Annotated in this window: 16 protein-coding genes and 3 tRNA genes; 7 read left to right on the forward strand and 12 right to left on the reverse strand. The window is 58.6% G+C overall.

The annotated features are described in order from the left end of the window. The first annotated feature begins 36 nt into the window (after positions 1 to 36). Positions 37 to 558 (forward strand): class I SAM-dependent methyltransferase, encoded by a 522-nt coding sequence (locus tag QP965_RS03605; protein WP_255717982.1) that lies wholly within the window; start codon positions 37 to 39, stop codon positions 556 to 558. Here QP965_RS03605 and QP965_RS03610 read toward each other — a convergent pair. Then, complete coding sequence (locus QP965_RS03610) at positions 555 to 1,658, reverse strand: isochorismate synthase (protein ID WP_239278014.1); 1,104 nt, start codon at positions 1,656 to 1,658, stop codon at positions 555 to 557. The genes QP965_RS03605 and QP965_RS03610 overlap by 4 nt on opposite strands. Positions 1,659 to 1,758: 100 nt before the next feature. Between QP965_RS03610 and QP965_RS03615 the strand changes: the two genes are divergently transcribed. After that, a complete protein-coding gene (locus tag QP965_RS03615) occupies positions 1,759 to 2,874 on the forward strand; it encodes a CE1 family esterase (protein ID WP_284843977.1) in 1,116 nt (371 codons plus the stop codon). A gap of 78 nt (positions 2,875 to 2,952) precedes the next feature. Here QP965_RS03615 and QP965_RS03620 read toward each other — a convergent pair whose 3' ends face one another. The 7 genes from QP965_RS03620 to QP965_RS03650 all read right to left on the reverse strand — a co-directional run bounded on the left by QP965_RS03620 (position 2,953) and on the right by QP965_RS03650 (position 12,425). Continuing rightward, positions 2,953 to 4,401, reverse strand: coding sequence for a choice-of-anchor M domain-containing protein (locus tag QP965_RS03620; RefSeq protein ID WP_284843976.1), 1,449 nt, complete (start codon positions 4,399 to 4,401; stop codon positions 2,953 to 2,955). Then, positions 4,398 to 5,309 (reverse strand): anchored repeat-type ABC transporter permease subunit, encoded by a 912-nt coding sequence (locus tag QP965_RS03625; protein WP_284767409.1) that lies wholly within the window; start codon positions 5,307 to 5,309, stop codon positions 4,398 to 4,400. Before QP965_RS03625 ends, QP965_RS03620 begins: the two co-directional genes overlap by 4 nt. After that, the gene (locus QP965_RS03630; RefSeq protein WP_374048908.1) at positions 5,306 to 6,040 is read right to left on the reverse strand and encodes an anchored repeat-type ABC transporter ATP-binding subunit; all 735 of its coding nucleotides are present in this window, start codon (positions 6,038 to 6,040) and stop codon (positions 5,306 to 5,308) included. Before QP965_RS03630 ends, QP965_RS03625 begins: the two co-directional genes overlap by 4 nt. Continuing rightward, on the reverse strand, positions 6,027 to 6,905 hold the full coding sequence (locus QP965_RS03635; protein WP_284843974.1) for a choice-of-anchor M domain-containing protein: 879 nt from the start codon (positions 6,903 to 6,905) through the stop codon (positions 6,027 to 6,029). Before QP965_RS03635 ends, QP965_RS03630 begins: the two co-directional genes overlap by 14 nt. Further along, positions 6,898 to 8,409, reverse strand: a complete 1,512-nt coding sequence (locus QP965_RS03640) for an anchored repeat ABC transporter, substrate-binding protein (RefSeq protein WP_284843973.1) — start codon at positions 8,407 to 8,409, stop codon at positions 6,898 to 6,900. Before QP965_RS03640 ends, QP965_RS03635 begins: the two co-directional genes overlap by 8 nt. Then, positions 8,409 to 9,956 carry a choice-of-anchor M domain-containing protein gene (locus QP965_RS03645; RefSeq protein WP_284843972.1) on the reverse strand — a complete coding sequence of 516 codons (1,548 nt, stop codon included), beginning with the start codon at positions 9,954 to 9,956 and terminating at the stop codon, positions 8,409 to 8,411. The genes QP965_RS03640 and QP965_RS03645 overlap by 1 nt, the downstream gene beginning before the upstream one ends. A 90-nt stretch (positions 9,957 to 10,046) precedes the next feature. Continuing rightward, the gene (locus QP965_RS03650) at positions 10,047 to 12,425 is read right to left on the reverse strand and encodes a choice-of-anchor M domain-containing protein (protein ID WP_284843971.1); all 2,379 of its coding nucleotides are present in this window, start codon (positions 12,423 to 12,425) and stop codon (positions 10,047 to 10,049) included. Positions 12,426 to 12,659: 234 nt separating this feature from the next. Between QP965_RS03650 and gltX the strand changes: the two genes are divergently transcribed. The 4 genes from gltX to QP965_RS03670 all read left to right on the forward strand — a co-directional run bounded on the left by gltX (position 12,660) and on the right by QP965_RS03670 (position 15,306). After that, positions 12,660 to 14,153 carry a glutamate--tRNA ligase gene (gene gltX, locus QP965_RS03655; protein ID WP_284844146.1) on the forward strand — a complete coding sequence of 498 codons (1,494 nt, stop codon included), beginning with the start codon at positions 12,660 to 12,662 and terminating at the stop codon, positions 14,151 to 14,153. A 239-nt stretch (positions 14,154 to 14,392) separates the two neighbouring features. Beyond that, positions 14,393 to 14,464, forward strand: a tRNA-Gln gene (locus QP965_RS03660). Positions 14,465 to 14,503: 39 nt separating this feature from the next. Further along, a tRNA-Glu gene (locus QP965_RS03665) sits at positions 14,504 to 14,576 on the forward strand. Between the two features lie 654 nt (positions 14,577 to 15,230). Next, positions 15,231 to 15,306, forward strand: a tRNA-Glu gene (locus QP965_RS03670). Positions 15,307 to 16,062: 756 nt separating this feature from the next. Here QP965_RS03670 and QP965_RS03675 read toward each other — a convergent pair. From QP965_RS03675 to QP965_RS03690, 4 genes are all read right to left on the reverse strand, one after another. After that, positions 16,063 to 18,270, reverse strand: a complete 2,208-nt coding sequence (locus QP965_RS03675) for a YhgE/Pip domain-containing protein (protein ID WP_239279384.1) — start codon at positions 18,268 to 18,270, stop codon at positions 16,063 to 16,065. A 3-nt stretch (positions 18,271 to 18,273) separates the two neighbouring features. Next, positions 18,274 to 20,925 (reverse strand): YhgE/Pip domain-containing protein, encoded by a 2,652-nt coding sequence (locus QP965_RS03680; protein ID WP_239279383.1) that lies wholly within the window; start codon positions 20,923 to 20,925, stop codon positions 18,274 to 18,276. Between the two features lie 218 nt (positions 20,926 to 21,143). Further along, positions 21,144 to 21,437 carry a hypothetical protein gene (locus QP965_RS03685; protein ID WP_234447205.1) on the reverse strand — a complete coding sequence of 98 codons (294 nt, stop codon included), beginning with the start codon at positions 21,435 to 21,437 and terminating at the stop codon, positions 21,144 to 21,146. Between the two features lie 183 nt (positions 21,438 to 21,620). Next, entirely contained in the window at positions 21,621 to 22,304 is a 684-nt protein-coding gene (locus QP965_RS03690; RefSeq protein ID WP_239279382.1) for an IclR family transcriptional regulator, read from the reverse strand. A gap of 52 nt (positions 22,305 to 22,356) precedes the next feature. On the opposite strand from QP965_RS03690, the gene leuC reads away from it, so the two are divergent. Beyond that, positions 22,357 to 23,778, forward strand: a complete 1,422-nt coding sequence (leuC, locus tag QP965_RS03695; protein WP_284843970.1) for a 3-isopropylmalate dehydratase large subunit — start codon at positions 22,357 to 22,359, stop codon at positions 23,776 to 23,778.

Genomic DNA, 23,778 nt, shown 5'->3' on the forward strand with positions numbered 1-23,778 from the left:
CAAGAACACCGCGCCTGCGTACCCACCTCCGAGGAAATGGAGGAACGCTACCAGAGTTCTGAACGGGTGTGGTCGGGCAATCCCAATGAGACCCTTGTTGATTATGCTGCGAAGCTGACCCCTGGTACTGCCCTTGATATCGGGTGTGGAGAAGGCGCGGATGCGCTCTGGCTAAAGAACCACGGCTGGGATGTGTTGGGCATTGATTTCGCCCCGACTGCCGTCGCACGCACTAGGGCCCGCGGTGTCGCGGCGCAGGTCGCAACGTTTAGTGACTTTAGCCATGAGCCCTTTGACTTGGTCAGCGTCCACTATGGCGGGGTACGCGCCACGCCAGAAGAGGTGGAAAAGCTAGAGCGATTGGTGGCTCCAGGCGGAACACTGCTCTATGTCCATCACGATATGGAGTCGGCAGAGGCAGCGATGCCGGAATGGCTCGCGGAAAACCTGCGCGAGCTGGAAACGGTCGAGCTAACTCGTCGTGAACGCCACTTGACTGAAGGCGCGGGGGCGCACCACCAAAGCGATGTTGTGCTCGTCGCCAAGTGTGCAGCTTAGAGGCTAAGCGCCTTCAAAATGGTGCGCAGCTTGGCCGTGGTTTCTTCCAGTTCAGCCTGGGCGTCGGAATCGCCTACGATGCCGCCGCCCGCCCACGCGCGCGCGGAAAGACCATCGCCGGCCACTTCTGCGCAGCGGATGGCGACCATGTACTCGCCGTCGCCGGAGCTATCACACCAACCGACCGCTCCGGCGTAGAATCCACGGTCGGTTTCTGCAGTCTCGATGAGGGCTTGGGCGGCCTCTGCAGGGGTGCCACAGATGGCCGGTGTGGGGTGTGTCGCCAGGGCAAGCTCAAGAGCGGTCAAGCCTTTATCCTTGAGCGTTCCGGAAATCGGCGTGCCAAGGTGCCACATCTCATTGGTGCTAATAAGTTGCGGGGTATCCGGAATGTCTAGCCTTTCGCACAGTGGGCTCAGGACCCGGCGCAGGTGTTCCACTACGAAGGAATGCTCATGGAGATCCTTGGCGGAATGCAAGAGATCTTGTCCTGCGATGTGATCCTCGGCCGCTGCGCTGCGGCGCGGTGACGATCCGGCCAAGGGGAAAGCAGAAACGGTCGAGCCCTGACGCTTGACCAAAACTTCTGGAGAAGAACCAACCAGCATCGCGCTCGGCCGCCCAGCGGGGGAGAGATCGGCAATGAAGCCATCGCGGTTGGCGGAAAGGTCGATAAGGCGAGCCGCCACGAGGCGCGGATCAATAGCCTCAGGGAATTCGATATCTACGGCGCGGGCCAAAACCACCTTTTCCAGTTTGGAGGTTTCGATCGTGCCGATGGCCGCTTCAACTCGGCGCAGGTGCTCCTCGGGCTCTGGATCGAAGCCAACCACGCGGGAGCTCAAACTCTTATTGCGGTAGTAGGCGTGCGGTTCCAGCGGACCCTCTTCGCGGATGATGGCCTCCGGCACCGTTAGCGCGGCGGGCGTGTCAGAGTCGAACGGAATCGCACCGACGACCATGTCAACATCCTTGCTGCGCAGGGCAGAAATCGCCGCGTCGGTGTCATTGAAAGTGTGGCGCGCACCTTGGGTACGGACAGACCCCGTTGCTCGCGAAAGCAAAAAATCGGGGGCGGTGCTTGGTCTGTCTTCGTGCATGGGGATCTAGCTTAGTGCCTTGGGCTTTTCTTACAGAATTGAGTGTGCACTGGGCGTGTAAACAGTGAATCAAGTGAATGATGTGGTTAATTTTAACCTTGTGGCTAATGTTACTAAGTTTCTTTATCGTTCCCTTTACTTAATCCTCGCTGCTGCGCTGGCTAGCGCTGCGCTTGTGTGTGCTGCGCCTGCCCATGCACAAGAAGGGCCAACCCCTGCTCCTGCACCGGCCCCAGCTCCAGTACCTGCTCCCGAAAACGCAAAGCCCGTTACTCCGCAGCCCGATGGGTCCCACCTAGTTCCAGAAGGTGTTAAGGAGTCCACCCCGGCGCCAGCAGAAAATGGCAGCAGCGATAACAGTGCAGCGCCAGTTCCGGAGGGATCATCTCTTCCCGAGCCAGCGCCGCGGCCGGCAATGGTTGATACCAGCATCAATCCGAACCCGCCGTTTGCGCCGGGTTCCATGCAGTCCCTAGAGATGGAGCATGAGGGTAAGACTCGCAGGTACTTGTTGCGTGTTCCAAACCACTACTCGCCCGAAAAGGCGGCGCCCGTTCTCTTCGGCTTTGGTGGTTGGGGAGATTCCCCAGAGAACTATTCCAACTACGCACGTATGCAGACGACTGAGGCCAATAACGAGGCCATCATCGTCTATCCAGAGGGATTTGAGCGCGCTTGGGAGGCGGCGCCTTATGCTAAGACGCGCGATGGGGAGGATATCCGTTTTATCAAGCGCATTCTTGATTCGGTAGACAAGGACTACCACGTTGATCGAAACCGCGTGTATGCCATGGGCATGTCCAACGGCGGCGGGTTTACCTCTGTGCTGGGCTGCCACGCCCAAGATACCTTCGCCGCTGTAGCCATGGTCTCGGGTGCCTTCTACAACCCAGTTGAGGTCAACTGTGCCGATGCGCCGATGAATACCCTCATCATGCATGGTGTCAATGACAAGATGATGACCTATGAAGGCGGTGACCGGCACGAAGCTGGTTACTTGCCAGTGCGCACCGTGCTCGGCGGCTACCTGAAGCGCAATCGCTGCGATATGACCTTCCAATCCACTCCGGAAGCCGGCGGCTCGGAACGCCTGAGCTTTAACGGCTGCCACAAGGATGTGCAACTGGTAAAGGTTCCGCAAGACCACACCTGGTTCTGGCAGCCAGATACGCCGAACGTGGTCTGGGACTTCCTATCGTCCAAGACCCGGGTATAAAAGCAGTAGCTCTTAGCCACCGCTAAAGCCCAGAGGAGAGATCCTCTGGGCTTTGTGCTTTCTTAAGCCGGACCTGCGCTAATCGACGCCCGGTAAGTTCGCCGTGGCATCACTGGCCTGGTGCTGGTGTGGTGTCTTCTTTTTGCGGAAGAACTGGACATAGACCAACAACCCGATGCCGAGTGCTAAGGCGAATGCGCCCAGTCCGGCCAGGATCCCCGCCCAGAAGCTGCTTTTTGCGAGGGTAGAGGTATAGGCAGCGGCATCGGTCAGCACATTTTTGCTGTCCTTGTCCTCTGTGTCGGTTGCATCTGGAACATGCTGTGCACTGCGGGCGTCGGCGGACTTTGCTTTCGTACGGGAGGAGGGTTTTGTGTCCTTCCTTTTGGCGGACTTCTTGGCAGTCGAGCGGGAAGAACCGCTGGTGGAAGCCGAGGAGTGCGAGCCAGATGACGTGCTCTTGCCTGATTTTGCGGTGGAGGCAGAGTCGTTGACACGGCTAGCCGAGTGGTGGGTCGTAGTTCGTGAACCAGAACTGGACTTTTGCGCAGGGGCAGTGGATCGGGTTGATGTCGGAGCGTGGGACTTTTGTGGCGCTCCAGACTTTTCAGTATTCGCTGGCTTCTTGGGTGTTGAGTGCTTGCCCTTTTCTGCATCGTCAGGTGCGCCGCCGTCAAGGAATTTTTGGCCTTCCTGCAGGGTCTTCTCCAGTTCCTTGTCCAACCCGGCAATGGATTTGTCTACATCTTTGATGTCCTTTTCCAGTTGCTTGGGGCGGCTATCCGCGCTGTTGCCAGAACCAGTGGCCGCATCCGCTTCGGAATAGTCCACGCCGCACAGGTCCTTCGCCTCAGCTTGCTTTCCTACGAGGAAGCCGGCATGGAGGTGGTGGCGGGAGCCATCGGGAAGCTCAAAGGTAAAGCTCACCGCGTAGGTTCCGGGCTTGGTAAACGCAAATGCTGGGTGGGAATGTGAATTGCCTGGGTAATCCCAGGCAGAGCCATCTTCAGTGTCCATGAGTACCGTGGGTGCGCCTAGCTCCGCCTGGTAGGCCACAATGCGCCCATCTTCCGGGCCCTGTGCGATCGCCATGCTCAAGGTTGCGGTGTCATCAGCGGCGAGTAGGTCTTGGGATAGCTCCTGGGTGTTAAAGCCCAGCCAGGGGGCGGTGGGGTCTTGGGTTTGAGGCAGCACCCAGCCTTCTTCAGGAAGGGAACTATCGCCGAGCCCAGATAGTGGCTGTTTCAAGCCATCGGAAACCTCAATAGCAAAGGTCTCAGAGTCATGCTTGATGCCTTTGGCATCGTCTTTGACCGTGAAGCTGAGGTTGCCGGAATCGCCGCTAAGTGCCATGTCTTGGTGGCCCTTGGTAATGAGATCGAAGTCGCTGGCGGAGCAGGCCGTGGCGGACTCTTCTGCGTGGGCGGAGGTGGGGGCTATGCCGGCTACGCCCGTCCCTGAAAGTGAGCCGAGGCCGATGAGACTGGCAGCGCCTAGGGCCACCGTGGTGCGGCAGACTGGTTTCATGAGGTAACGGATTCCTTTCGTGGGGTGTCGGGACGTGGGGCGTCGGAAAGCGAGGCACCGGCGTGCTTGCGGGCGCCGAGGAGTGGATGGATGGCCCAAACGCTTAAGAAAATAACGGTGAGCGTGAGCACGATGGTGGCGCCGGCCGGAAGATCAATGGCCCATGCCAGGTAGATGCCGAGGAAGCTGGACAGCGCGCCGATGAGGGCGGAAAGCCACATCATGGTCGCAAGATGTGTGGTAAGCAGGCGTGCCGTCGCGGCCGGGGTGATGAGAAGCGCGAGGACCAAAATATTGCCAATGGTGCTCACAGAAATGACCACGGCAGCGGTGACACACAGGTACAACATGATGTCGAGCACAACAACGGGAAGCCCCATGGCGCGGGCGGTTTCCCGGTCCAAGCAGGTGGCGTTGAGCTGGGGGCCAAAAGCTACGACGACGGCAATAACCAAAGCGCACACGCTGGCCGCGACGATGATATCGCTGCGGGATACGCCGGTGAGCGAGCCGAAGAGAAAGCTGGTCAGCGAAGCACTATAGCCATCGGTGCGCGAGATGATCACCATGCCTAAGGCAAAGGCAGCGGCGAAGAAAATGCCGATGATGGAATCTGCCCGTACGTGGCGGCGCTGCGAAAAGGCGGCGATGAGCAACGCCACAACCGCTCCGGCCACCGCGCCACCGACGAGCACGGAGGCTTGCAAAGCGAAGGCTATGGCCAAGCCGGGAAAAACCGCGTGGGAGACGGCGTCACCGATAAAGGCCATGCCGCGCAGCACCACGTAGCAGCCGACGACGCCGCAGACGATGGCCGCAAGCACAGAAATACCTACCGCGCGGGCAAGGAAGTCGAGGTGGGGGTTAGCAAGGTCGCGGAGGAAATCGAGGAAGGAAATTTCTATCATGCGGAGACTCCAATGGCAGAAAGCAGGGGAGAGCCGGCGCGTACGCCAAAGGTTTGCGTCCACGGAGCAGTCTGGTGAAGTAGGCGCGGAGCGGAGTCATCGGCCACTACGGTGCCGTTAAAGAGGACCAAGCGGTGGCAGGAGTGCGCCGCTTCAGACAAGTTGTGGGTGGACATGAGGATGGCCTTGCCGCGCTGGGAAAGCTCTTCGAATAGTTCGAGCAGTGATTCGGTATTGGGGGCGTCTAGGCCGGTGAAGGGCTCGTCGAGCAGCAGCACGTCTGGTTGCGTGGCGAGCGCTCGGGCGATGAGGACGCGTTGGCGCTGACCGCCGGAGAGCTCTTCGATGGGGCGGGTGGAAAAATCTTCCATGTTTACCAAGCGAAGAGCTTCTGCCGCCGCGGCGTGGTCCGCGGCGCGTGGCCGTTTGAGCCAGCCAATGATGCCGGTGCGCCCGCTGAGTACGGTGCGGTAGACATTGATGGGAAAGCCCCATTCCACCTCGTGCCGCTGGGGCACGTAGCCTACGATTCCCCCGATCTCTCGGGTACCGGAGGAGGGGATGAGTCCTAAAATGGCGCGCATGAGCGTGGTCTTGCCCGCGCCATTGGGTCCGAGAAGCCCAATGAATTCGCCCGGGTGGACCTCTAGACTCGCACCGGTGATTACGCGCCGGTGGGATAGCGATACTTCCAAGTCGGCAACGGAAATGAGCGGTTTAGCCACGGCTATCGCCTCGCTTGGAAGAGCGCAGCACTAGGCCAAGGGCCAGCAGGAGTACGACGGCGCCCACGCCCGCGAGGATAAAGATCCAAGTGGGGATGGAAGAGCCTGCGGTCTGGGCATCGTCTGGATTCCAAGTAGTATCTTGGGCCGCTTGGACGTCGGCATCGTCGCCCACGGCAAAGGTGAGCACGCCATCGGTGCTGAAATCGGCGCCATCCTTGGTCTTACCTTTGACCCTGATGCCTACCTGATGGGTGCCTGGCTCTGTAAACGTCCAATTGGCATGGGTGTGGGTATTGAGGTCCACCCAGAAGTCTTCGTCGCTTTTTTGCGCGGTAGACCACAGCAGCTGTGGTGCTTCAAAGCCGCCGTTTTGCAGGAAAAGGGAGAAATCGCCAGGACCGGAGTGGCCGAGGAATTCCATGGTGACTCCGCGATCGGCGGCGTCGACAAGCGAGGGCGCCTGGGTATTCCAACCCAGCCAGGGAACCCCGACCTGCTCGGTTTGGGGAACTACCCAGACCTTTTCGCCGGAATCGGCGCCAACAAAGCCAAAGTCATCGGTCTCCGGCAGGGTTTGCTGCGCCTTATCGCCCACGGCAAAGACAAGATCATCTAGGTGGCGCCAGACGGGCTTGTCGCCGGCATCATCGCGGGCCATGAGTTCGGAATCGGTGCCGTCGAGCAAAGCGCCAACGTCAACGTGGCCGGTGTCGATGACCTTGTCCTCGCCCTGTGGGGCGATCTGTTCCTCGGCGCCGACGACTTGTGCGAGGTCGCCGGCCCAGGCAGGGCTCGTAGAAAAAGCAAGGCCGGCAGTAAGGGCGCAGGCGGCGGTGCGGATAGCGGTACGGGTAGCGAATTTAAGCATTGTTTTCTCCATCAGTGGAATTGGGGTTCAGGCAACGCTGGAGTGAATCAGCGTTGAACTTCATGAGGTCGATATAGGAGCCGACAGTGCCGTCCAGCGTGTCGCCATAGATGGGGCACAGTGCCACGCCTTGTTCCGCGGCAGCCTGGGTAAGGGTCTCAGCGCTGGCCTGTTGCACGGGCTCGACAAAGACGGCCGGTAGATGCAGGTTCTCCAGTGTGCGGCGCAAGGCTATAACCTCCCGCGGGGAAGGCTCGATGGCCGGGTTGGGCGTAACAAAACCCGCCACCGAAATGTCATAGCCCTGCTCGAGGTAGGCGTAGCCATGGTGCGTGGTCACTAGGTGCCGGTTTTCAGCAGGGATAGAGGCAATGGCGCGGCTTACATAGTCATCCGTGTCCCGCAGGCGCTTGGTATAGGCCGCTGCCCGCTGCCGGTAGGCGGCACCGTGGGAGGGATCTGCTTGCGCCATCTCCTCCGCAATGACATCCACGTAGGCGATAGCGTTGTCTACGTTGTGCCACAAGTGCGGATCCACCTCGCCATGGATGTGCTTGCCCAGCACGGCCTGCGGCAAGAGGTAGGTATCCGAGCCCGGCGCGCCGAGGAAGCGGTAGGCCGGATCCGGCGGAATGGGCTGCAGCACTGACGAGGGGATAGATACCGCGGTGGTGGCAGGGTCAAAGCGCTTGTCTTGGTCGCGCAGGTCAATGCGGTGCTGCGCCAGGTTTGCCTCAATATCCAGGTGCCCGGAATCAATGGCCCGCATTCCAGCGGGTGGGTTGACGCCCACGGCTACAGTGAGGTGCTGGACTTCGGTCCCGTCGGCCTGAAACCCAAGGCGGTAGATCCCAGGTTGGGAAAAGCCCCAAGAGACGTGGGTGTGGGCGTTGGCAGGAAGGGTTACTGCATCTTCCTTGCCATCGACGCCATCGGCCGAGTTAAAGAGGACCTCCGGGGTACCGAAGGCGGAGACCACGTAGGCCGCCACGTCGCCCGGTCCGTCGGCCGAGACCATGCGAAAGTCCACTCCGGAGGAGTGTTGCGCGGCGCCGCTGATGCGCAGTCCTAGCCAAATGGCATCCAAGGAGACATCTTCGACCAGCGGCACCAGGGTGGCACCGCGGGTGGAGGCAGCGTCGGCGACCTCCACTACGGGAGCGTCGGTGGACTCGTGCAGCGTATCGATAAGAGCTTGCGGCTCCAGCAGGTAACCGTTGCTTAGCGCCAGGTTGGCATTGGCAATATCGCGCACCGTGCGCAGCGTTGGCTCGAAGGTATGCGGATCCTTGCCGCTGGGGATGAGGCTTTTGACCTGGGCATCCTCACCTGCCACGTTGCGCGCTAGGTCTGCCAGGATTGGGGTGGTGGCCACCACGCTGAATCCTTCTCCGGTCCCAGCATCATGTGCGGCCGAGGACGCACAACCAGCGGTGAGCAGGCAACAGCCCAGAATTGCCCCTACGGTAAGGCGCCGGCGATTGTGGGAAAATGAACGCCCCATTAGTCCGCTGCCTTAGCTACGGCCAGCCGCGCAATGCCCAGGCCGAGGAAGAGCATTCCCAGGCCCAATACCCCGATGCCGAGTGGCACGATGGGGGTCCCAGTATTGGCTAAAGAACCGCTCGTGCCTTGTGCCTGCACCGACTGCCCGTTGCCCGATCCGGTGGGTGCGGCAGAGCTGCTTGAGCTTGCCGACGCCCCACCTGCCGCCGCGCCATTCCCACAGTCGCCGCCGTCTGGATTCACGGCAGCTCCCAAGTCGAAGTGTCCGTTGTCAAATGCCTTGGCCGGTGCATCCCCGCCGATGACGAAATGGAGCGTTGCCTCACCGGCAACTTGCTTTCCCTCACCAGTTTGAGCTACTTGGCGGATGGTGACGTCATAGGTTCCCTGGGCGCCAAAGACCCAGTTGGGGTGCACGTGAGTATTCGGGGCGATGGAATGGGTGCCTTCTGCTGCATCTGCGTTGCCGCGGAACCACTCCTCGCCGACGACCTTGCCCAGCCCGCCCTGGGAGTAGACCATCATCGGGCCGGGGCCCTTGAAGCCCACTAATTCCCAGGTGACATCGCCGGGGATATTTTCACGCATCGACGGGCTTTGGGTATTCGCACCTAACCACGGAACACCCTCGACCTGGGTAGAACCAATCATCCAGGCCTTTCCTGCTGGCACTGGTCCTACTTCTTGGGGGAGATCCACGCTGGATTTATCGGAGAGGTAGAAGGTGGCACCATCGGCATCGCGCCACTCGGAGGGCGAGACCGTATCGTCTTTGATTTGCGGGGTCATGCCCGGGGTGCATTCTTCGCCTGTTGCGGCGCCGGACGTCTCCGAGCCTGCCGCGTCGCTCTTGCCTGCAGGTCGCTTTGTGCTTGCAGCTTCCTGGTCAGTGGTGGCGTCGCCGGAATCAGCCGCGCGATCCGCGGTGGAGGCATCGCCGCCGTCGCCCACCTCCCAGGTGTAGGTCACCGCATTGCTGGATTCACCATTGGAATGGGCGCGCACCGTCATGGTGTAGGTGCCGGCCTCACTAAAAGCCCAATTGACGTGCCGGTGGGCAGGATTGGGCTGATTGATGACCTCACCGCTGGTGAGCTCCATGGAACCAGAATCGGTCACAGCCTTGACGTCGCCAAAGCCGCTGGTTTCAAAGACATACACAGAACCGGGGCCGGAGACCTCAGCAAACTCCAAATCAACGCTTTCGAAACCGCCATCGCGGGCGGGTTGAGTATCCCAGCCCGGCCAAATGATGCGCTGGTCTTGGGTCTGCGGCAAGAAGTAGGTGGGTTGGCCGATTTCTGGCACAGCTTCGGTGGCATCGGACCAGGCATCTTCAACGACCTTGAGCGCTACATCATCGCCAGAGCGCGGAACTGCTGACCCAGTGATGTCTTCTTTCATCGAAAGGTGCAGCGTGCCATCAGGGGCCGTGACGTAGAAGGCGTCGACGTGCCCGGAATCAAAGACCTCATCGAAGGCCAACGCTGCGCCGGGGGAGAAGAACGCTAAGACTGCGGCAAAGACGGCAGCAAGTACCGACATGAACCGGCGCCTCTGTGGGGCGCGCCGGGTGGCAGGAGAGTGGGATTGATGCATTGTGGTGTCCCGTCTAGTTAGGTGGGCTGGTGTGGGTTAGAAATTGAGGCCGAAGCGCCGGCGGATGAGGTCTTCGTTATCGCGGAAGAAGTTATAGAAGGCCTTGAAGACCACCACGAGGACCGCTGGGAGGACTAAGCTCCACGGGCTAAACGAGGAGCCCGTTGGCTCTTCTGGCCTAGCGGCATCGTCCGGCTTCTCGGTCGGCTTTTCGCTGGGTGTCTCGCCCTCGGAGTCGCTCGGCTTGCGGGAGGAACAAGAATCTAGGGTTTTATCGCCCACGGCAAAGGTCAGAGTTTGCGGCTCGGACTTAAGTTCCTTGCCGTCCTTCCCCGTGGCCGTATAGGTGGCCTCGAAGGTATAGACACCGGGCTTGGAAAAGGCCCAGTGCGTGTGGGTGTGGGCCGGAAAGTTGGTCTCGATGGTGTAGTCCTTGGCCGCGGAGTTCGCCAAGACCGAAAAGCCCTTGCCATGGGAGGCGTCGATAAAGGCGCCCCACTCGGCCCCGTCTGGGGTGGAGGTGGGCTTCAGGTTGAGGTTGACGGCATTGTCTTTGGTCGCGGAATAATCCAAGTCCTGAGTGTTATAACCGGGCCAGATAATGTGTTGATTCTGTGTCTGCGGTAGGTGATAGAAGCGCTCACCGGGATTTCCGAGGAAGTCGAACTCCTTGCCCGCAAGCTTCTCGTTGCGCCGGGTGAGCGCATTATCGTGTACGCCGAGCACCACGTCATCAAGTTTGCGGTCGACAGACTTCTTATCCACCTGTGCCGTGTCATCGCGCAGAACGGTAGTAAAGCCGCCCTCGGCAGGTTGAGCCTTGATGTCCACGTGCCCACGGTCCAGTAGGTATTTCTCGCTGCACTGGTGCGTGTCGGCTTCCGCTTCATTTGCGCCTGGCTTCGGCGCTTGGGAAGGCGAGTCTTCCTTGCCGGGAGTGGTGTCCGGTTCCTCGTTGGAAGTGGAGAACCGCCCCGTGGTTTCGTAGTTTTCGCCGAAGGCAAAGGACTCCGTAATCACGCTGCTTGCATGCCCGGCCTTCACGGTGGAATGAGGAAAGAGATTGACCTTTGCATAAGAGCCGGTGAAGTATTCGCCCTCGTCAAAGGCAACCTCGCCGTGGCCATTGGTAATGGGGGTTTCAAGATCCACGGTGGGGTACTTGGACTCCTTGGCATCATAAAGACCGCCGGTGAGAAGACCGTTGAAGCTTTTATCCTCGGTATCGACCACGATTTTGGTACCGCCCTTGCCCTGCTTGCGCATGCGGATGGTATAGCCCAGCTCCTGCAACTCGGTTTCCTGGGTGGGGGCAAGCTGGCGCGGGTGGGAGGCTTCCTGCCACGTCTCGGCGGCAGAAGAAGAATCTGTCTGCACGGACGCGCCGGGCTGGACATCAAGGGGATTAGAAATCCAGCGCGGGGCATCACCCTCTGGGGTAAACACAGCCTGTACCTGGGAAGGCTCTGGCCCCATGTACTCGTCCCACTGCGCGCGGCCATTCTTAACGGGGAGGTCGGTGAGGAAGTAGCCGTCGATAAGCAGCGTCAGGGTACCCTGCGCCTTATTTTTAGCGTCGAAGGAAATAGTGGTGAGCTTGTCATCGCCGTCTTTTTCGGGATTGTGCTTAGGGGCCATGCGCAGGCTGTAGCCGGCAGCGGCGGCGTCACCAGTCGCGGACTGGGCAAAGCGTTCCTTGAGGCTTGGAGTCTTCTCGTTTTTGGGCTTGTGGCCGCCTACTTGAATCGTTGTGGTCTGTGGTTCATTGGCAATAAGCCGGCCGTCCTTGCCGCGCGCACTGGTGCGGTAGGTCAGGCGGTAACGGCCGGGCTTGGTAAACAGCGTGTAGTTGTGGGTGTGCGTGCCGGCAACGAGATAGGCCGAATGCGGTGAATCAGGGAAGGAGCCGAGCATACGGTGCAGCTGGGTGCCGTCCTCATCATCTTTATTGGTGAAAAGCTCGACCTCGCCGGGGCCATCGACGCTGAGCAAGTCAAGGAAGGCTATGCCATCCCGGAATTTGTCAGTGGGCAGGGAGGTATCGGCGCCAAAGCCTAACCAGATGGGTGAAGTATTGCCGGACACTTGGTGCGGCGCGGTGTAGTACGTGGTTCCGGGCGCCCCAATATAGTCCTGAGTGCCATTCTCCGGCAGCGTATAGAGGTACTGATTGTGTCCGTCCATAGCGCTGTAGCCCCTGCCCACCCAGGCTACGGTGTCTGCGATCGGCGGTTCCTGGCCGCCAAATTCAGACTTCAGCACGAAGTCGTTGTTCTCCCAGAAAGACTTAGGGGAGTCAACGTGGGTATCGGTGGCAATGTGCTTGCCATCATCGGGGCCGGCGACGGCCGTGGCGGGCGTGATAAGCGCTAGCGTGCTGAGCGCGGCAAGGAAGCGGATACGTGGGGAAGCCACTGTTGGGGAGGCCTTTCTACAGTTCTCATAAGTCCACCAGAAACTATAGAAAATGAATTTCATAAACTGTTAGTGGTAATGGAAGCGGTTTTCACTGACCTGTGTATTTCTGCTGAAACCCGTTTCCATCTACCCCTATTTGTGTGTAGGTGCACACGGAAAGTAGTCCCGCTCGCCGGGGTGGTCTGGGGCCGCTTTGGGCTGGTGCGGACTGGCGTTGCGACCTCCACTACGATGGTGGGCATGACTGAAGTACGCGTTAGATTCTGTCCGTCCCCAACCGGTACGCCGCACGTCGGCATGGTGCGCACCGCGTTGTTCAACTGGGCCTACGCCCGCCATACCGGCGGCAAGCTGGTATTCCGCATCGAAGACACCGATGCCGCCCGTGACTCCGAGGAGTCCTACCAGGCCATCATTGATTCCCTGACCTGGCTTGGCCTGGGCTGGGATGAAGGCATCAATGTTGGCGGCCCGCACGAGCCTTACCGTCAGTCCCAGCGCATGGACATCTACAAAGAGGTCCTAGACAAGCTTATCGACGGCGGATTTGTCTACCCGGCATACTCCACCGCCGAAGAGGTGGAGGAGCGCCACAAGGCTGCTGGCCGTGACCCGAAGCTCGGCTATGACAACTTCGACCGTGATCTCACCCAGGAGCAGATCGACGCTTTCGAGGCTGAGGGCCGCAAGCCGGTCTGGCGCCTGCGCATGCCGGAGCAGGATTGGACCTGGACCGACCTGGTGCGCGGGGAGATGACCTTCAAGCCTGAGACCCAGCCGGACTATGTGGTGGCTCGCTCCAATGGTGCGCCCCTCTACACCCTGGTTAACCCGGTTGATGACGCCCTGATGCGCATCACCCACGTGTTGCGTGGTGAGGACCTGCTTTCTTCTACTCCGCGTCAGCTCGCGCTTTACGACGCCCTTAAGAAGATCGGCGTTGCCGAGTTCACCCCAGAGTTTGGCCACCTACCCTTCGTGATGGGCGAGGGTAATAAGAAGCTGTCTAAGCGCGATCCGCAGTCCAACTTGTTTAATCACCGCGATAACGGCATCATCCCTGAGGGCATGCTCAACTACCTGTCCCTGCTGGGTTGGTCGCTGTCCGCGGACCAGGACATCTTCAGCATGGATGACTTGGTAGAAAACTTCGACGTCCACGACGTGTTGGGTAACCCAGCACGCTTTGACCAGAAGAAGCTCGAGGCCATCAACGCGGATCACATCCGCCAGCTGGACCCAGAAGAGTTTGCCTTCCGTCTGCGTAACTACTTGACCGAGTACACGGACTTCCCGGCCGACTATGACGGCGAGAAGTTCGCCTTCGCTGCAGACCTTGTCCAAACCCGTATCAAGACTCTGTCTGATGCCTATGGCCTCATGAGCTTTTTGGTGACCCCGGATGCCGAACTAAAGCTCGATGAGAAGGCGGCGAAGAAGAATCTCAAGGAAGAGGCCATTCAGCCGCTCGAGGTGGGTATTGAGACCCTCGAGGGTATTGCGGAGTGGAAGACTGAGAATATTGAGGCGGCGCTATCCAAGGCCCTTATTGAAGACCTTGAACTGAAGCCCCGTAAGGCCTATGGCGCACTGCGCGTAGCCATTTCCGGCGCCCAGGTTTCCCCACCGCTCTTTGAGTCCATGGAGCTGCTGGGGAAGGAGTCCACCCTGGCCCGCCTTCGTGCGGCGCGCGAAGTGACTCCCTACGTGTCGGAAGCACAGTAGGAGGAGTGCCTCCAGCAAGGCGGCGATAGATATCTAACCCCGCCCTTCGATGCGGCGAATGACAGCTGAACTACAGCGCTGTCATTCGCCGCATTTTTATTAACCATTCTACTGGCCTGAAAATGCGTTGTGTGCTGGCGATTTGGCAGTTTACGCGATGATCATTATAGTTATTACACGTTGCAGCGAGCAAGGGAGAACAGCCGGAAGGCGTTAAGCTTCCAACGCAAGTTAGCAAATGGCCTATGGTGTAATTGGCAACACAGCGGTTTCTGGTACCGCCATTCTAGGTTCGAGTCCTGGTAGGCCAGCAGTGAAAATGCATTAAACGGCAGGCTCACTAGTTCTATGCCCCGTTCGTCTAGCGGCCTAGGACGCCGGCCTCTCACGCCGGTAACACGGGTTCAAATCCCGTACGGGGTACAAAGACCTCCAACCTTTAGGTTGGAGGATTTTTCATATCCGGGGAAATGTCTTTTTCTAGCGCCAGCGTGGGGTGCGACCACGGCGCAAATAAAACTGGTTATAACCTACCCCCAGACCATTGGGCTCGTCCGCGCAGTTAGCAGCGTTCTGCCAATGAAACCAGGGTTAAGACCACCGCGAAGTTGTGCAAAAACCTTCCTGTCCTGCACGTGCAGGCATAAACTGCAAGTACAGCAGAAAACAAACAGAAAGGAGAGCGGGTGACAGAAAGCGAAACGCACCACAGCCAAGGCGCACAGCCCGAAAGCATAGCCAGGTAGTAACGCTATAATCCACAACTTCCTTCCCACCAACGTTTGTACGAAGTATAGGAGCCTGCTGCATATGCTCTTCGACGCACAGCGCCATCCCGAGTCCTACTAGCACAGCGTTCTCGGCCACGGACTATCCACAGATTGCTTGCGGAATAACCACTGATTCGATCCGCACCTCGGCCACGAAGAACCCTCACTGCAGTACCGGACTCGGGAATTTTTGCGTTTCCCTTCGCCTGCCCTCAAAACCGTCGTTGACCGCGCGATTTGTGCTGAATTAACCCATCGTTTACTCTTAACAAGTCCGCAACGCACAGCATGCGATTGCTGCGAACGCGCCCCGTTCGTCTAGCGGCCTAGGACGCCGGCCTCTCACGCCGGTAACACGGGTTCAAATCCCGTACGGGGTACCAACGGAAAGCTGCGAACCACTTGGTTCGCAGCTTTTTCTTTGCCTGCCTCAGGCAGGGCGTTCGGTCTGGCGTTATGTAGAGCCAGCTCGAAACCGCAGGCTAGGAATTTCGCCTAGCGGTCAGTACATAGAGCTGAATCAAAATTGGGTAGAGACGTACCAACACCCCTATGGCTACGAGCGCTAAGGGCACCTGCCAATCTCCGGATGCAGCGGACCACCCCGCTGTGGCACCGTGTAGTAGAAGCCCCCAAGTATGACCTACTGCTGATGCTCGTAGCGGTCGCTTAGAAGTGTTTCCGGATGCTGTAGAACGTTCGCGCGCCCGAATGTCGTAGATGAGCCGATTCCAGCCTGAGGCCGAGAGCACGGAATTATATAAGGGAGCTCCCAACCGGCGGTATGCGGTAGGTGAGAGGGAGACACGATGCCATGCTGCAGCTGGGATGTAGCGCTCTAAGGAATCGCCCACAAAGGGGGCTAGTCCCAGTGATAGGAGAGTTGCTGTGAGGACGAATCCTATGGACGCAGTATCGGCGGTATTTGTGACCACGCTTAAGCCGAGCACAGCAGCAATCGTTAGGGGCAGAGCAATCACCACGCCTCCTTAGCTGAAGCGCACACGGCTCTCTCACACACTACAGTGACTTCGGAGTGTGAGCTTTTGACCCAAGGCATGAAAGAAGCCCACCAAGCCGTGAAAAGGGCTTGGTGGGCGGTGTAGGAAGTGCGGAAGGGGAGACGTCGCCCAGCGCGGCTACGCCATGACCTTCGTCTTCTTAATCGCCTTCTTGAGGCGCTTGTGATAGGCATCCATAGCGCGGCGGAGAATGAGGCCGACGATGAGTGCGGGGATGGTAAATAACAGTAGCATGCCCAACTCGCGCCATATATCGCCGTGGTAGATGCCCGCAATGGCGCTGCGGAAAGCATCAATAGCGTACGTCGCTGGCAGCCACGGGCTCACGTTCTGGAACCACTCAGGCAGCAGGGGCAGCGGGTACGCGCCGCCGGAGCCAGAGACTTGTATCACGAGCAACAACACCGCCAAGGCCTTGCCGGCACTATCGAGTGTGATGACAAGTGAATAGATGATCAACATAAACACCAGGGAGACTATCCATGCGGCGAACATGAGCATGAATGGGTGCGCGGGCTCGATCTGGACGAAGAAGATAAGGCTGAGAACCACCAAGGTGGCCTGCGCGAGGCCAACTAGGCCGAGTGTGGCAAAGCGACCGAAGAACGCTTGACCACGGGTGAATTCGCTCTCGTCGTAATTGCCGTTCTCGTCCTTGCGCAAGTATTTACGCTCGGCGTTGGTATGCACCAGCACGCATGCCAGAAGGGCCCCTACCCACAGCGACAAAGCGAGGTAGAACGGCGTCATACCCACGCCAAAGGCAGCGACAGGGTAGACCGGCTGGCGGTCTACAGCCACGGGAGCGGCAATGCGGGAGGCGAGCAGTTCTGGATCGTTGCCGACGATATCCGCTAGCTTGTCTAAATCGCCGCCACGGCGCACCTCGTCGATTTTTCGGCCCATGTCAGCAAAACGGCCGCTTTGCTCCCGCAGGGTGCTGGCAAGGCTGGCGGTGGTATCGCGGGCGCGCGCCAGGCTTTGCTGTGGCGACCCCTCCTTCTGGGAGACCGAAGAGCGAATGCCTGCGATGTCCTGCTTGACAGCATCAATATCGTCCGCGACCACCGAGACGCTCTGGTTGAGCTGGTCTAGCTGCGGCTTGAGGTTCTCGTTATAGGAATTGCGTGCCTTTTCAGCAGCCTGCTTGGCATTGGCGATGGCACCCTTGGTGCGCTGTCGGGAGTCTTGGGACGTGCCACGGCCTTGCTCAAGGTCATCGGCGGTAGATACCAGCGAATCATGCAGCGCGTTGCTCTGCGCAATGGAGGCATCAATCTGGCCCATCATCGCCTTATATCCACCCGCGACTGGAGCTGGTAGAGCTACCTTATCGGCTTGGTCCTTGAGGGAAGCGCGAACTCCCTCAAAGGCCTTTGTCTGCTCGTCTACACGCTCAGCTGCGGTGCGGTAGGTCTGCGCCGTTTGTGCGCTGGTGGTGCTTGCATTATCGAGCAACTCATCAACCTGGGCAGAGAGCGCATCGTAGCTTTGCGTTGTAGCCGCCAAGGAAGCGTCGAGTGAGCCAGCCGAGTCATTGAGGGTAGAGCGCAGAACGTCGATGGGGTTTTCGCCTTGGTCATTGTCGGTCTCCGTAGCCTGGCGGCCAGCCTCGGCGAGGATATTGTCCGCAGCCTGCGTAAGCGGCAGGGTGGAGTCGACCAGATTGCTTAGTGCACCTACGGTGCCAGCCGCAGCATCGAGGCGAGTGCTGACGTTATTGACGCGGTTGTGCAGGTTATTGAGTGCAGTCTGGGTATCGTCCTCATTAAGGTATTTATCAAAATCCGAGACGACGCCAAGGCCGACATTGGATACCACGCGGGTGAAGGACTCGTTGATTTTCTGGATGACGCCGTCCGCACTCTTTTGCGTGATGATGGTAGACAGCGCATTCTTCTTCTCATTGGTATAGAGGTTGAGCTTGCTTGGCTCGGTTCCTTCTACATAAAACGTGAGCAAATCCGCGCTGAAGTCCTTGGGCAGAACAATGCCGGCATAGTATTCGCCAGACTTCGTTCCTTCGACGGCATCGGCGCTATCAGTAATGACCCAATCGATATCTTGATTGCGGCTGAGCTGTGAGAGCACCTTATCGCCCAAATTCAGTTTCAGGGAGGCGAGGTCGCTTTCGTGGCCTTCATCCTCGCTGGCCACAGCGATCTTGAGTTGGTCGGTATTAGAAAAGGGATCCCAGCTGGCCAACACGTTGAAGGAGGTGAAAAGCAACGGGATGATGGCAAGGCCAAAGATGATGACCGCGGTCATTACATTGGTGCGAATGGCGTGGAGGTCATCGCGGAGAATGGTCAGGATGTTTTTCATGACTTACTCGCCTCCCTTTCCGGAGCCATCGCCATCAACGGCGGGCATTTCCTTGGTCTCGCTGGCATTAGAAAATGTGGATTCCTCGTCTAAGTCCTCTAGGAGGTAGCGGTTTGGGTGTTCCTGTCGGTGCTCGAGGTGCTCCTGGATTTCCTCATCACTGAGATCCGCCAGGCGGCTATCGTGCGCGATGCTCTGCTTGACGTACTCAAGGGAGCAGATAACGCCCACCGCAATGAGCGTCACCAGGCAGGCCAGGCCGAAGATGATGGCCTTTTCTTCAGGGTTAATGCGTGAGTAGATGCCCAAAGCGACGACTAACGCTAGGCCTACCGCGACGGTAATCTTCATCAGCTGGGAGTAATTCCTGCGGGCCATGCTCCACTTATCCTCCAAGCTTTGTTGGTACGCCTCGCGGTCATTCAAGGCATAGAGGAGGTCGGTAAAGCGGTACCGGCTGCCGACCAGGTGGACCTGCTCATTGATAACGAGACCGCCCTTATGCAGTTCGTCATTGACCAGCATGTTGACGTTGGACAGGCCGCGGCGCATCACAGTACCGATGAGGTAAGCGATCGCGGCCATGCCGATGAGCGCGGCAAGGTCGCGCGCATAGTGGTTGCCGTAGAAACCACCGACGGTCTCGCGCATGGCATCGATGCCGTAGGTAAAGGGCAGGAATGGATGCACCGCGCGGAAGAAGTCCGGCGTCATCTCAATGGGGTAGAGGCCGGATGCGCCCGGAATCTGGATGAAGGCGAAGACCACCGCGATGCCGCGGCCTACGTGTCCAAACGTAGAAACCAAGCTATAGGTAATGCTCAGGTAGCACAGGCCCACGATGACCGCGGTAGCGACGTAGGCCAATGCATTGGCATGTTCAACACCAATGGCCAGGTTGCCGATGGACACGATGAGTGCCTGGGCAATGGCAAAGAAGGAAAGCAAAAGGAAGCGGGCAAGGTAAGCCTTGGTAATGGTGAGGTCCTTGCGGCCCTGCGGGTCTACCTCAGCACGGAAGATGATGAGCAGCATGAACGCGCCGATCCACAGCGTGAGGTTGATAAAGAGCGAGGACATGCCGGAACCATAGTGCTTTACAGGGAATACGGCGTGGCTTTCCATCTCCGCAGGGGAGGCAAGGAAGGAAGACACCTCATCGGTGTTAAGGCCCTTGACAGACTGCAAAATGGAATTGTTATTGGCAGTATTGCTCAGCGCAATCACGTCGCTGCGGGAGGCACGAAGCCCCTCCTCAATACCGTCGAGGTCCACAGAAAAACGCTCAACTACTTGCTGGGCCTGGCTTAGCTGCTCGTCGACGCCGCCCAAGAGCCCATCGGTTTGCCCGACCAGTGCCTGCTGGCTTTCGAGTGAGGCGGATAGCTTGCCGGTGGTAGCGGTGACGGCGGAAAGCGCAGCGTTGAGCTTGGGTAGGCCTTCGGCTACATTATCGCGCAGCGCGTGGGAATCATCGCGCGTTTGGGCGGCCATCTTTTCCAACATGCCCGTGGTCTTATTGAGCGAATCGATGGTGTCGTTCGTATCGCCGTTGAGAGTATCTAAGTCACCGAGAACGGCCTTATTTTGGTCATTGCGTTCGCGGAGTTCTCCTACCTGATCCTTAATCTGTTGGGAAACCTGCGGGGGCAGGGCCGGTGAAGCCGCAAGCTTATCGAGCTGATCGATAGCCCGATCAGCTTCACCGACGATTCCAGACGCGCCAGCGGATGCGGCAGCAACGCGGTTGAGGGCGCCGCGCAGTTTGCCGGAGACCGAGCCCACGGTGGCATTGGCGGAGGCGGTGCCGTCCGCCATAGCGGTCGTGCCTTCTACGTAGGCAGCGGTGGCATCGTCCGAGAAAGAAGTGACTTCCCGCTGGACCTCTGCGGTTATAGCGTTCAGCTCATCCAAGGCGGTCTGGGCATCGTCGAGGGTCTTTTGCACCGTGCCCAAAGACTCGCGGGCTTGCGCGATAGTTGGGCGCGCATCCTCGATGGTGGAATGCACGTCAGCAAGTTGGCTGCGGGAGTTAGCTACCGTATCTGCGGTCTCTGAAAAAGAATCCGCGGTCTTGCTTGCGGTACTGTTAATCTTCTGGCTCAAATCGCCACCGGAGTTCTTTAGCTCCGTAGCCACCGAATCCGCTACCTGCTCCTTGAAGGTCGAGCTGATGGTGGTGTCTAGTGTCGAAGCGCCAGTATCAGTAATCTTCGGTGCAATGGCGTTGAGCTTCTCATTGACGTGATATTCCAGCGTGGGCTGAGAATAGGTACCTTTAAAAAGGTTCACGAAATCGGCCGAGAAGTCTTCGGGGACAATCACCGAGGCGAAGACGTCACCCTTCTTAACGGCGTCTTCGGCTTCCTGCCTGTCCATGAACTGCCAGCCCAGCTCGTCATTGTCATGCAGCTTGTCAATCATCTGCCCGCCAACGTCTAAGTGGCCAGTCATCTCCGAGGATGCGCCTTTGTCCTCATTAACTACGGCGACCTTGAGGTGTTCTGTGTTTCCGTATGGGTCCCAGAAACCGGAGATGTTTACCCAAGAATACAGGGCTGGGGTGATCATCAAACCAATGAGGATCACCCAGACCTGCGGGGTCCGCCACAAGCGGACAAAATCTTGAAGAAAAATCTTCCAACTAGTAATCACTCGAAAAACCGTAGCACCCAACCGGAAAGAACTAATAGTCTGACTGTCATTTTAAACAGAAATGAGAGAGCGCGTCCCGCCGAGCTTGCAGATATGTTTCTGGTGTGAATTTCGGGGAGGATTTCAGCAGTAGGGGGTGGGCATAGAGAAGGCCGCCTGGGCCCACAGTTGAAGGGGTCCAGGCGGCAAGCGGTATGGGGCTATGCCTCGATAAGCGCTTAGTGCTCGTCGTAGTGATCGCCGTGGGCGGCGTGGCGGTGGCCGTCGTGCAGGTAGTCCACGTGGTCGCCGTGCGGGATCGCTACGTGGCCGCAGCCTTCACCATGGGTGTGGTCGGCGTGCGCCTCGGCTTCAACGTGCTCGGTGGTCTCGCACTCGTCCCAGTGGCCATCATGCTCACGGTGAATGTGGCCTTCGTGGAGGTAGTCGGTGTGGTCGCCGTGTGGGAAGGAAACGTGGCCGCAATCGGCGCCATGGGTGTGGGTATGGTCTTCGTGGGTGGTGTGGGTCATGATGTCTGATCCTCTCTGGTGGGGGGAAGCCCCGTTGTTTTCAGTGTGTTTTCATTAAACCGCATTTTCATTTCGGTTTCAATAGGCGTGGGCGCGTTTCTCTGATTTTTCTGGTTTGGGAAATAAATCGGCCCGCCTCCTTGGGGTTAGGTGGAGGCGGGCGTCGTAAAGCTAGGGAGGGCCTTAAAGGAGATTGCTCAATTCGCGTGCGGCGGAAGTGAGAATGTCGGCGTATTTCTGGGCCGGGGAAGGTTGGAAGCGCTCGGCAGATCCGGAAATCGACAATACTGCGAGGAAGGTGCCGGAACCATCGAAAACCGGCGCGGAGATGGAGGCTAAGCCGGCTTCGCGTTCCTCAATAGACTCGGAATAACCTTGGTTTCTGGCCGCCTCAATGTCTGCTTGGGTAAACGAGGCGTTATCGGTATTAATGTCTACAAATGCGGCAATGATGCGCGCGGCAGAGCCGGAGCTAAGCGGTAGCTGGCGCCCGACTGGTACGACGTTGTGGAGGCCGGATTCCGGCTCCTTAGTGGCAATGCAGGTGCGGGTATTTCCAGTGACTTCGTAGAGCTGGATGGATTCTCCGGTGTGTTCGCGCAGTTTCTCCATGATTGGTCCCGCTGCCTCGAGGAGGTGATCGCGGTTGCCGGGAAGGGCAGGGCCGGCCTTCCACTTTCCATCGGGGGTGCGAACGAGGATGCGGTGTGCCTCGAGCGCGGTGGCCAATCTATGTGCCGTCGCCCGAGGTAGCCCCGTGGTTTCGCATAATTCATTGAGGGTGGAGGGGTGGTTGGCGGCGGCCATCATAATGGCCATTGCTCGATCCAACACCTTAATTCCGGAAACTGCGCTATACTCTCCCATACAATGAAATCTACGTCCCAACTCATGAGATTTCAAGTGTGGAGAGATGTTTATGAACCAGAAGCTGACATTGGCAGAAAAAGTGTGGCGCGATCACGTCGTCCAACACGGCGATGCTGGGGCACCAGACCTCATCTTTATTGACTTTCAGCTACTACATGAAGTTACCAGTCCGCAGGCATTTGATGGCCTGCGGCTGGCCGGCCGCACGTTGCGTCACCCTGAGCTGCACTTGGCCACCGAAGACCATAACGTTCCCACGCAAGGCATCAAGTCCGGCAACCTCTTGGAAATCAAGGATGAGGTTTCACGCACCCAGGTATCGACCCTGCGCAAGAACTGCGAGGAATTTGGAGTGCGCTTGCACTCGATGGGTGATGCCCAGCAGGGCATCGTGCACACGGTTGGCCCGCAGCTGGGCATCACCCAGCCAGGTATGACAATCGTGTGTGGCGACTCGCATACTTCCACGCACGGCGCCTTTGGATCTATCGCCATGGGTATTGGCACCTCTGAGGTAGAACACGTCATGGCTACGCAGACGCTTTCTTTAAAGCCATTCAAGACCATGGCTATTGAGGTGACTGGAGAGCTGCAAGAGGGCGTATCTGCCAAGGACCTCATTTTGGCCATTATCGCCAAAATCGGTACCGGTGGCGGGCAAGGCCACATCATTGAATACCGCGGTGAGGCCATTCGCAAGATGTCCATGGAAGCGCGTATGACGATGTGCAATATGTCTATTGAGGCAGGGGCCCGCGCTGGGATGGTCGCTCCCGATGAGACGACTTTCGAGTATGTCAAGGGTCGCGAGTTTGCTCCCACAGGAGCAGACTGGGATGCTGCAGTTGAGTATTGGAAGACGCTTCCCACGGACGAAGGCGCAGAATTCGATACCGTCGTGGAAATTGATGGCTCCTCGCTGACCCCATTTGTTACCTGGGGAACCAATCCTGGGCAGGGCCTTCCGTTAGGGGAGAAGGTCCCAGATCCGGAAGACTGTGGTGACGATAATGAAAAGGCCACTGTGGAAAAGGCCTTGCAGTATATGGACCTGCAGCCAGGTACTCCACTGCGTGATATCAAGATCGATACCGTCTTCGTCGGGTCCTGTACCAATGCCCGCATCGAAGACCTGCGCGCTGCGGCCGACGTGGTGAAGGGACGCACCATCGCTGCCGATACGCGGATGATGGTCGTGCCGTCCTCTGCCGTGGTCAAAGCCCAAGCGGAGGAGGAAGGCCTCGACGAGGTCTTCCGAGAGTTCGGCGCGGAGTGGCGTACCGCCGGCTGCTCGATGTGCTTGGGTATGAACCCAGATCAATTGGCTCCGGGCGAGCGATCCGCCTCCACCTCCAACCGCAACTTCGAGGGCCGTCAAGGTCCTGGTGGGCGCACGCACCTTGTCTCCCCGCAGGTGGCTGCCGCAACTGCCGTGACCGGCTACCTGTCTAGCCCTGCAGACCTGGATTAA

The sequence above is a fragment of the Corynebacterium sp. MSK074 genome (assembly GCF_030229735.1).
In the GTDB taxonomy this organism is placed as follows: domain Bacteria; phylum Actinomycetota; class Actinomycetes; order Mycobacteriales; family Mycobacteriaceae; genus Corynebacterium.

What these genes read in the sequence shown, in the direction of transcription:
- QP965_RS03610 (WP_239278014.1), bottom strand. Translation starts at nt 1,658, where the DNA reads ATGCACGAAGACAGACCAAGCACCGCCCCCGATTTTTTGCTTTCGCGA.
- leuC (WP_284843970.1), top strand. Translation starts at nt 22,357, where the DNA reads ATGAACCAGAAGCTGACATTGGCAGAAAAAGTGTGGCGCGATCACGTC.
- QP965_RS03675 (WP_239279384.1), bottom strand. Translation starts at nt 18,270, where the DNA reads ATGAAAAACATCCTGACCATTCTCCGCGATGACCTCCACGCCATTCGC.
- QP965_RS03605 (WP_255717982.1), top strand. Translation starts at nt 37, where the DNA reads ATGGAGGAACGCTACCAGAGTTCTGAACGGGTGTGGTCGGGCAATCCC.
- QP965_RS03620 (WP_284843976.1), bottom strand. Translation starts at nt 4,401, where the DNA reads ATGAAACCAGTCTGCCGCACCACGGTGGCCCTAGGCGCTGCCAGTCTC.
- QP965_RS03690 (WP_239279382.1), bottom strand. Translation starts at nt 22,304, where the DNA reads ATGGGAGAGTATAGCGCAGTTTCCGGAATTAAGGTGTTGGATCGAGCA.
- QP965_RS03685 (WP_234447205.1), bottom strand. Translation starts at nt 21,437, where the DNA reads ATGACCCACACCACCCACGAAGACCATACCCACACCCATGGCGCCGAT.
- QP965_RS03625 (WP_284767409.1), bottom strand. Translation starts at nt 5,309, where the DNA reads ATGATAGAAATTTCCTTCCTCGATTTCCTCCGCGACCTTGCTAACCCC.
- QP965_RS03635 (WP_284843974.1), bottom strand. Translation starts at nt 6,905, where the DNA reads ATGCTTAAATTCGCTACCCGTACCGCTATCCGCACCGCCGCCTGCGCC.
- QP965_RS03645 (WP_284843972.1), bottom strand. Translation starts at nt 9,956, where the DNA reads ATGTCGGTACTTGCTGCCGTCTTTGCCGCAGTCTTAGCGTTCTTCTCC.
- gltX (WP_284844146.1), top strand. Translation starts at nt 12,660, where the DNA reads ATGGTGGGCATGACTGAAGTACGCGTTAGATTCTGTCCGTCCCCAACC.
- QP965_RS03640 (WP_284843973.1), bottom strand. Translation starts at nt 8,409, where the DNA reads ATGGGGCGTTCATTTTCCCACAATCGCCGGCGCCTTACCGTAGGGGCA.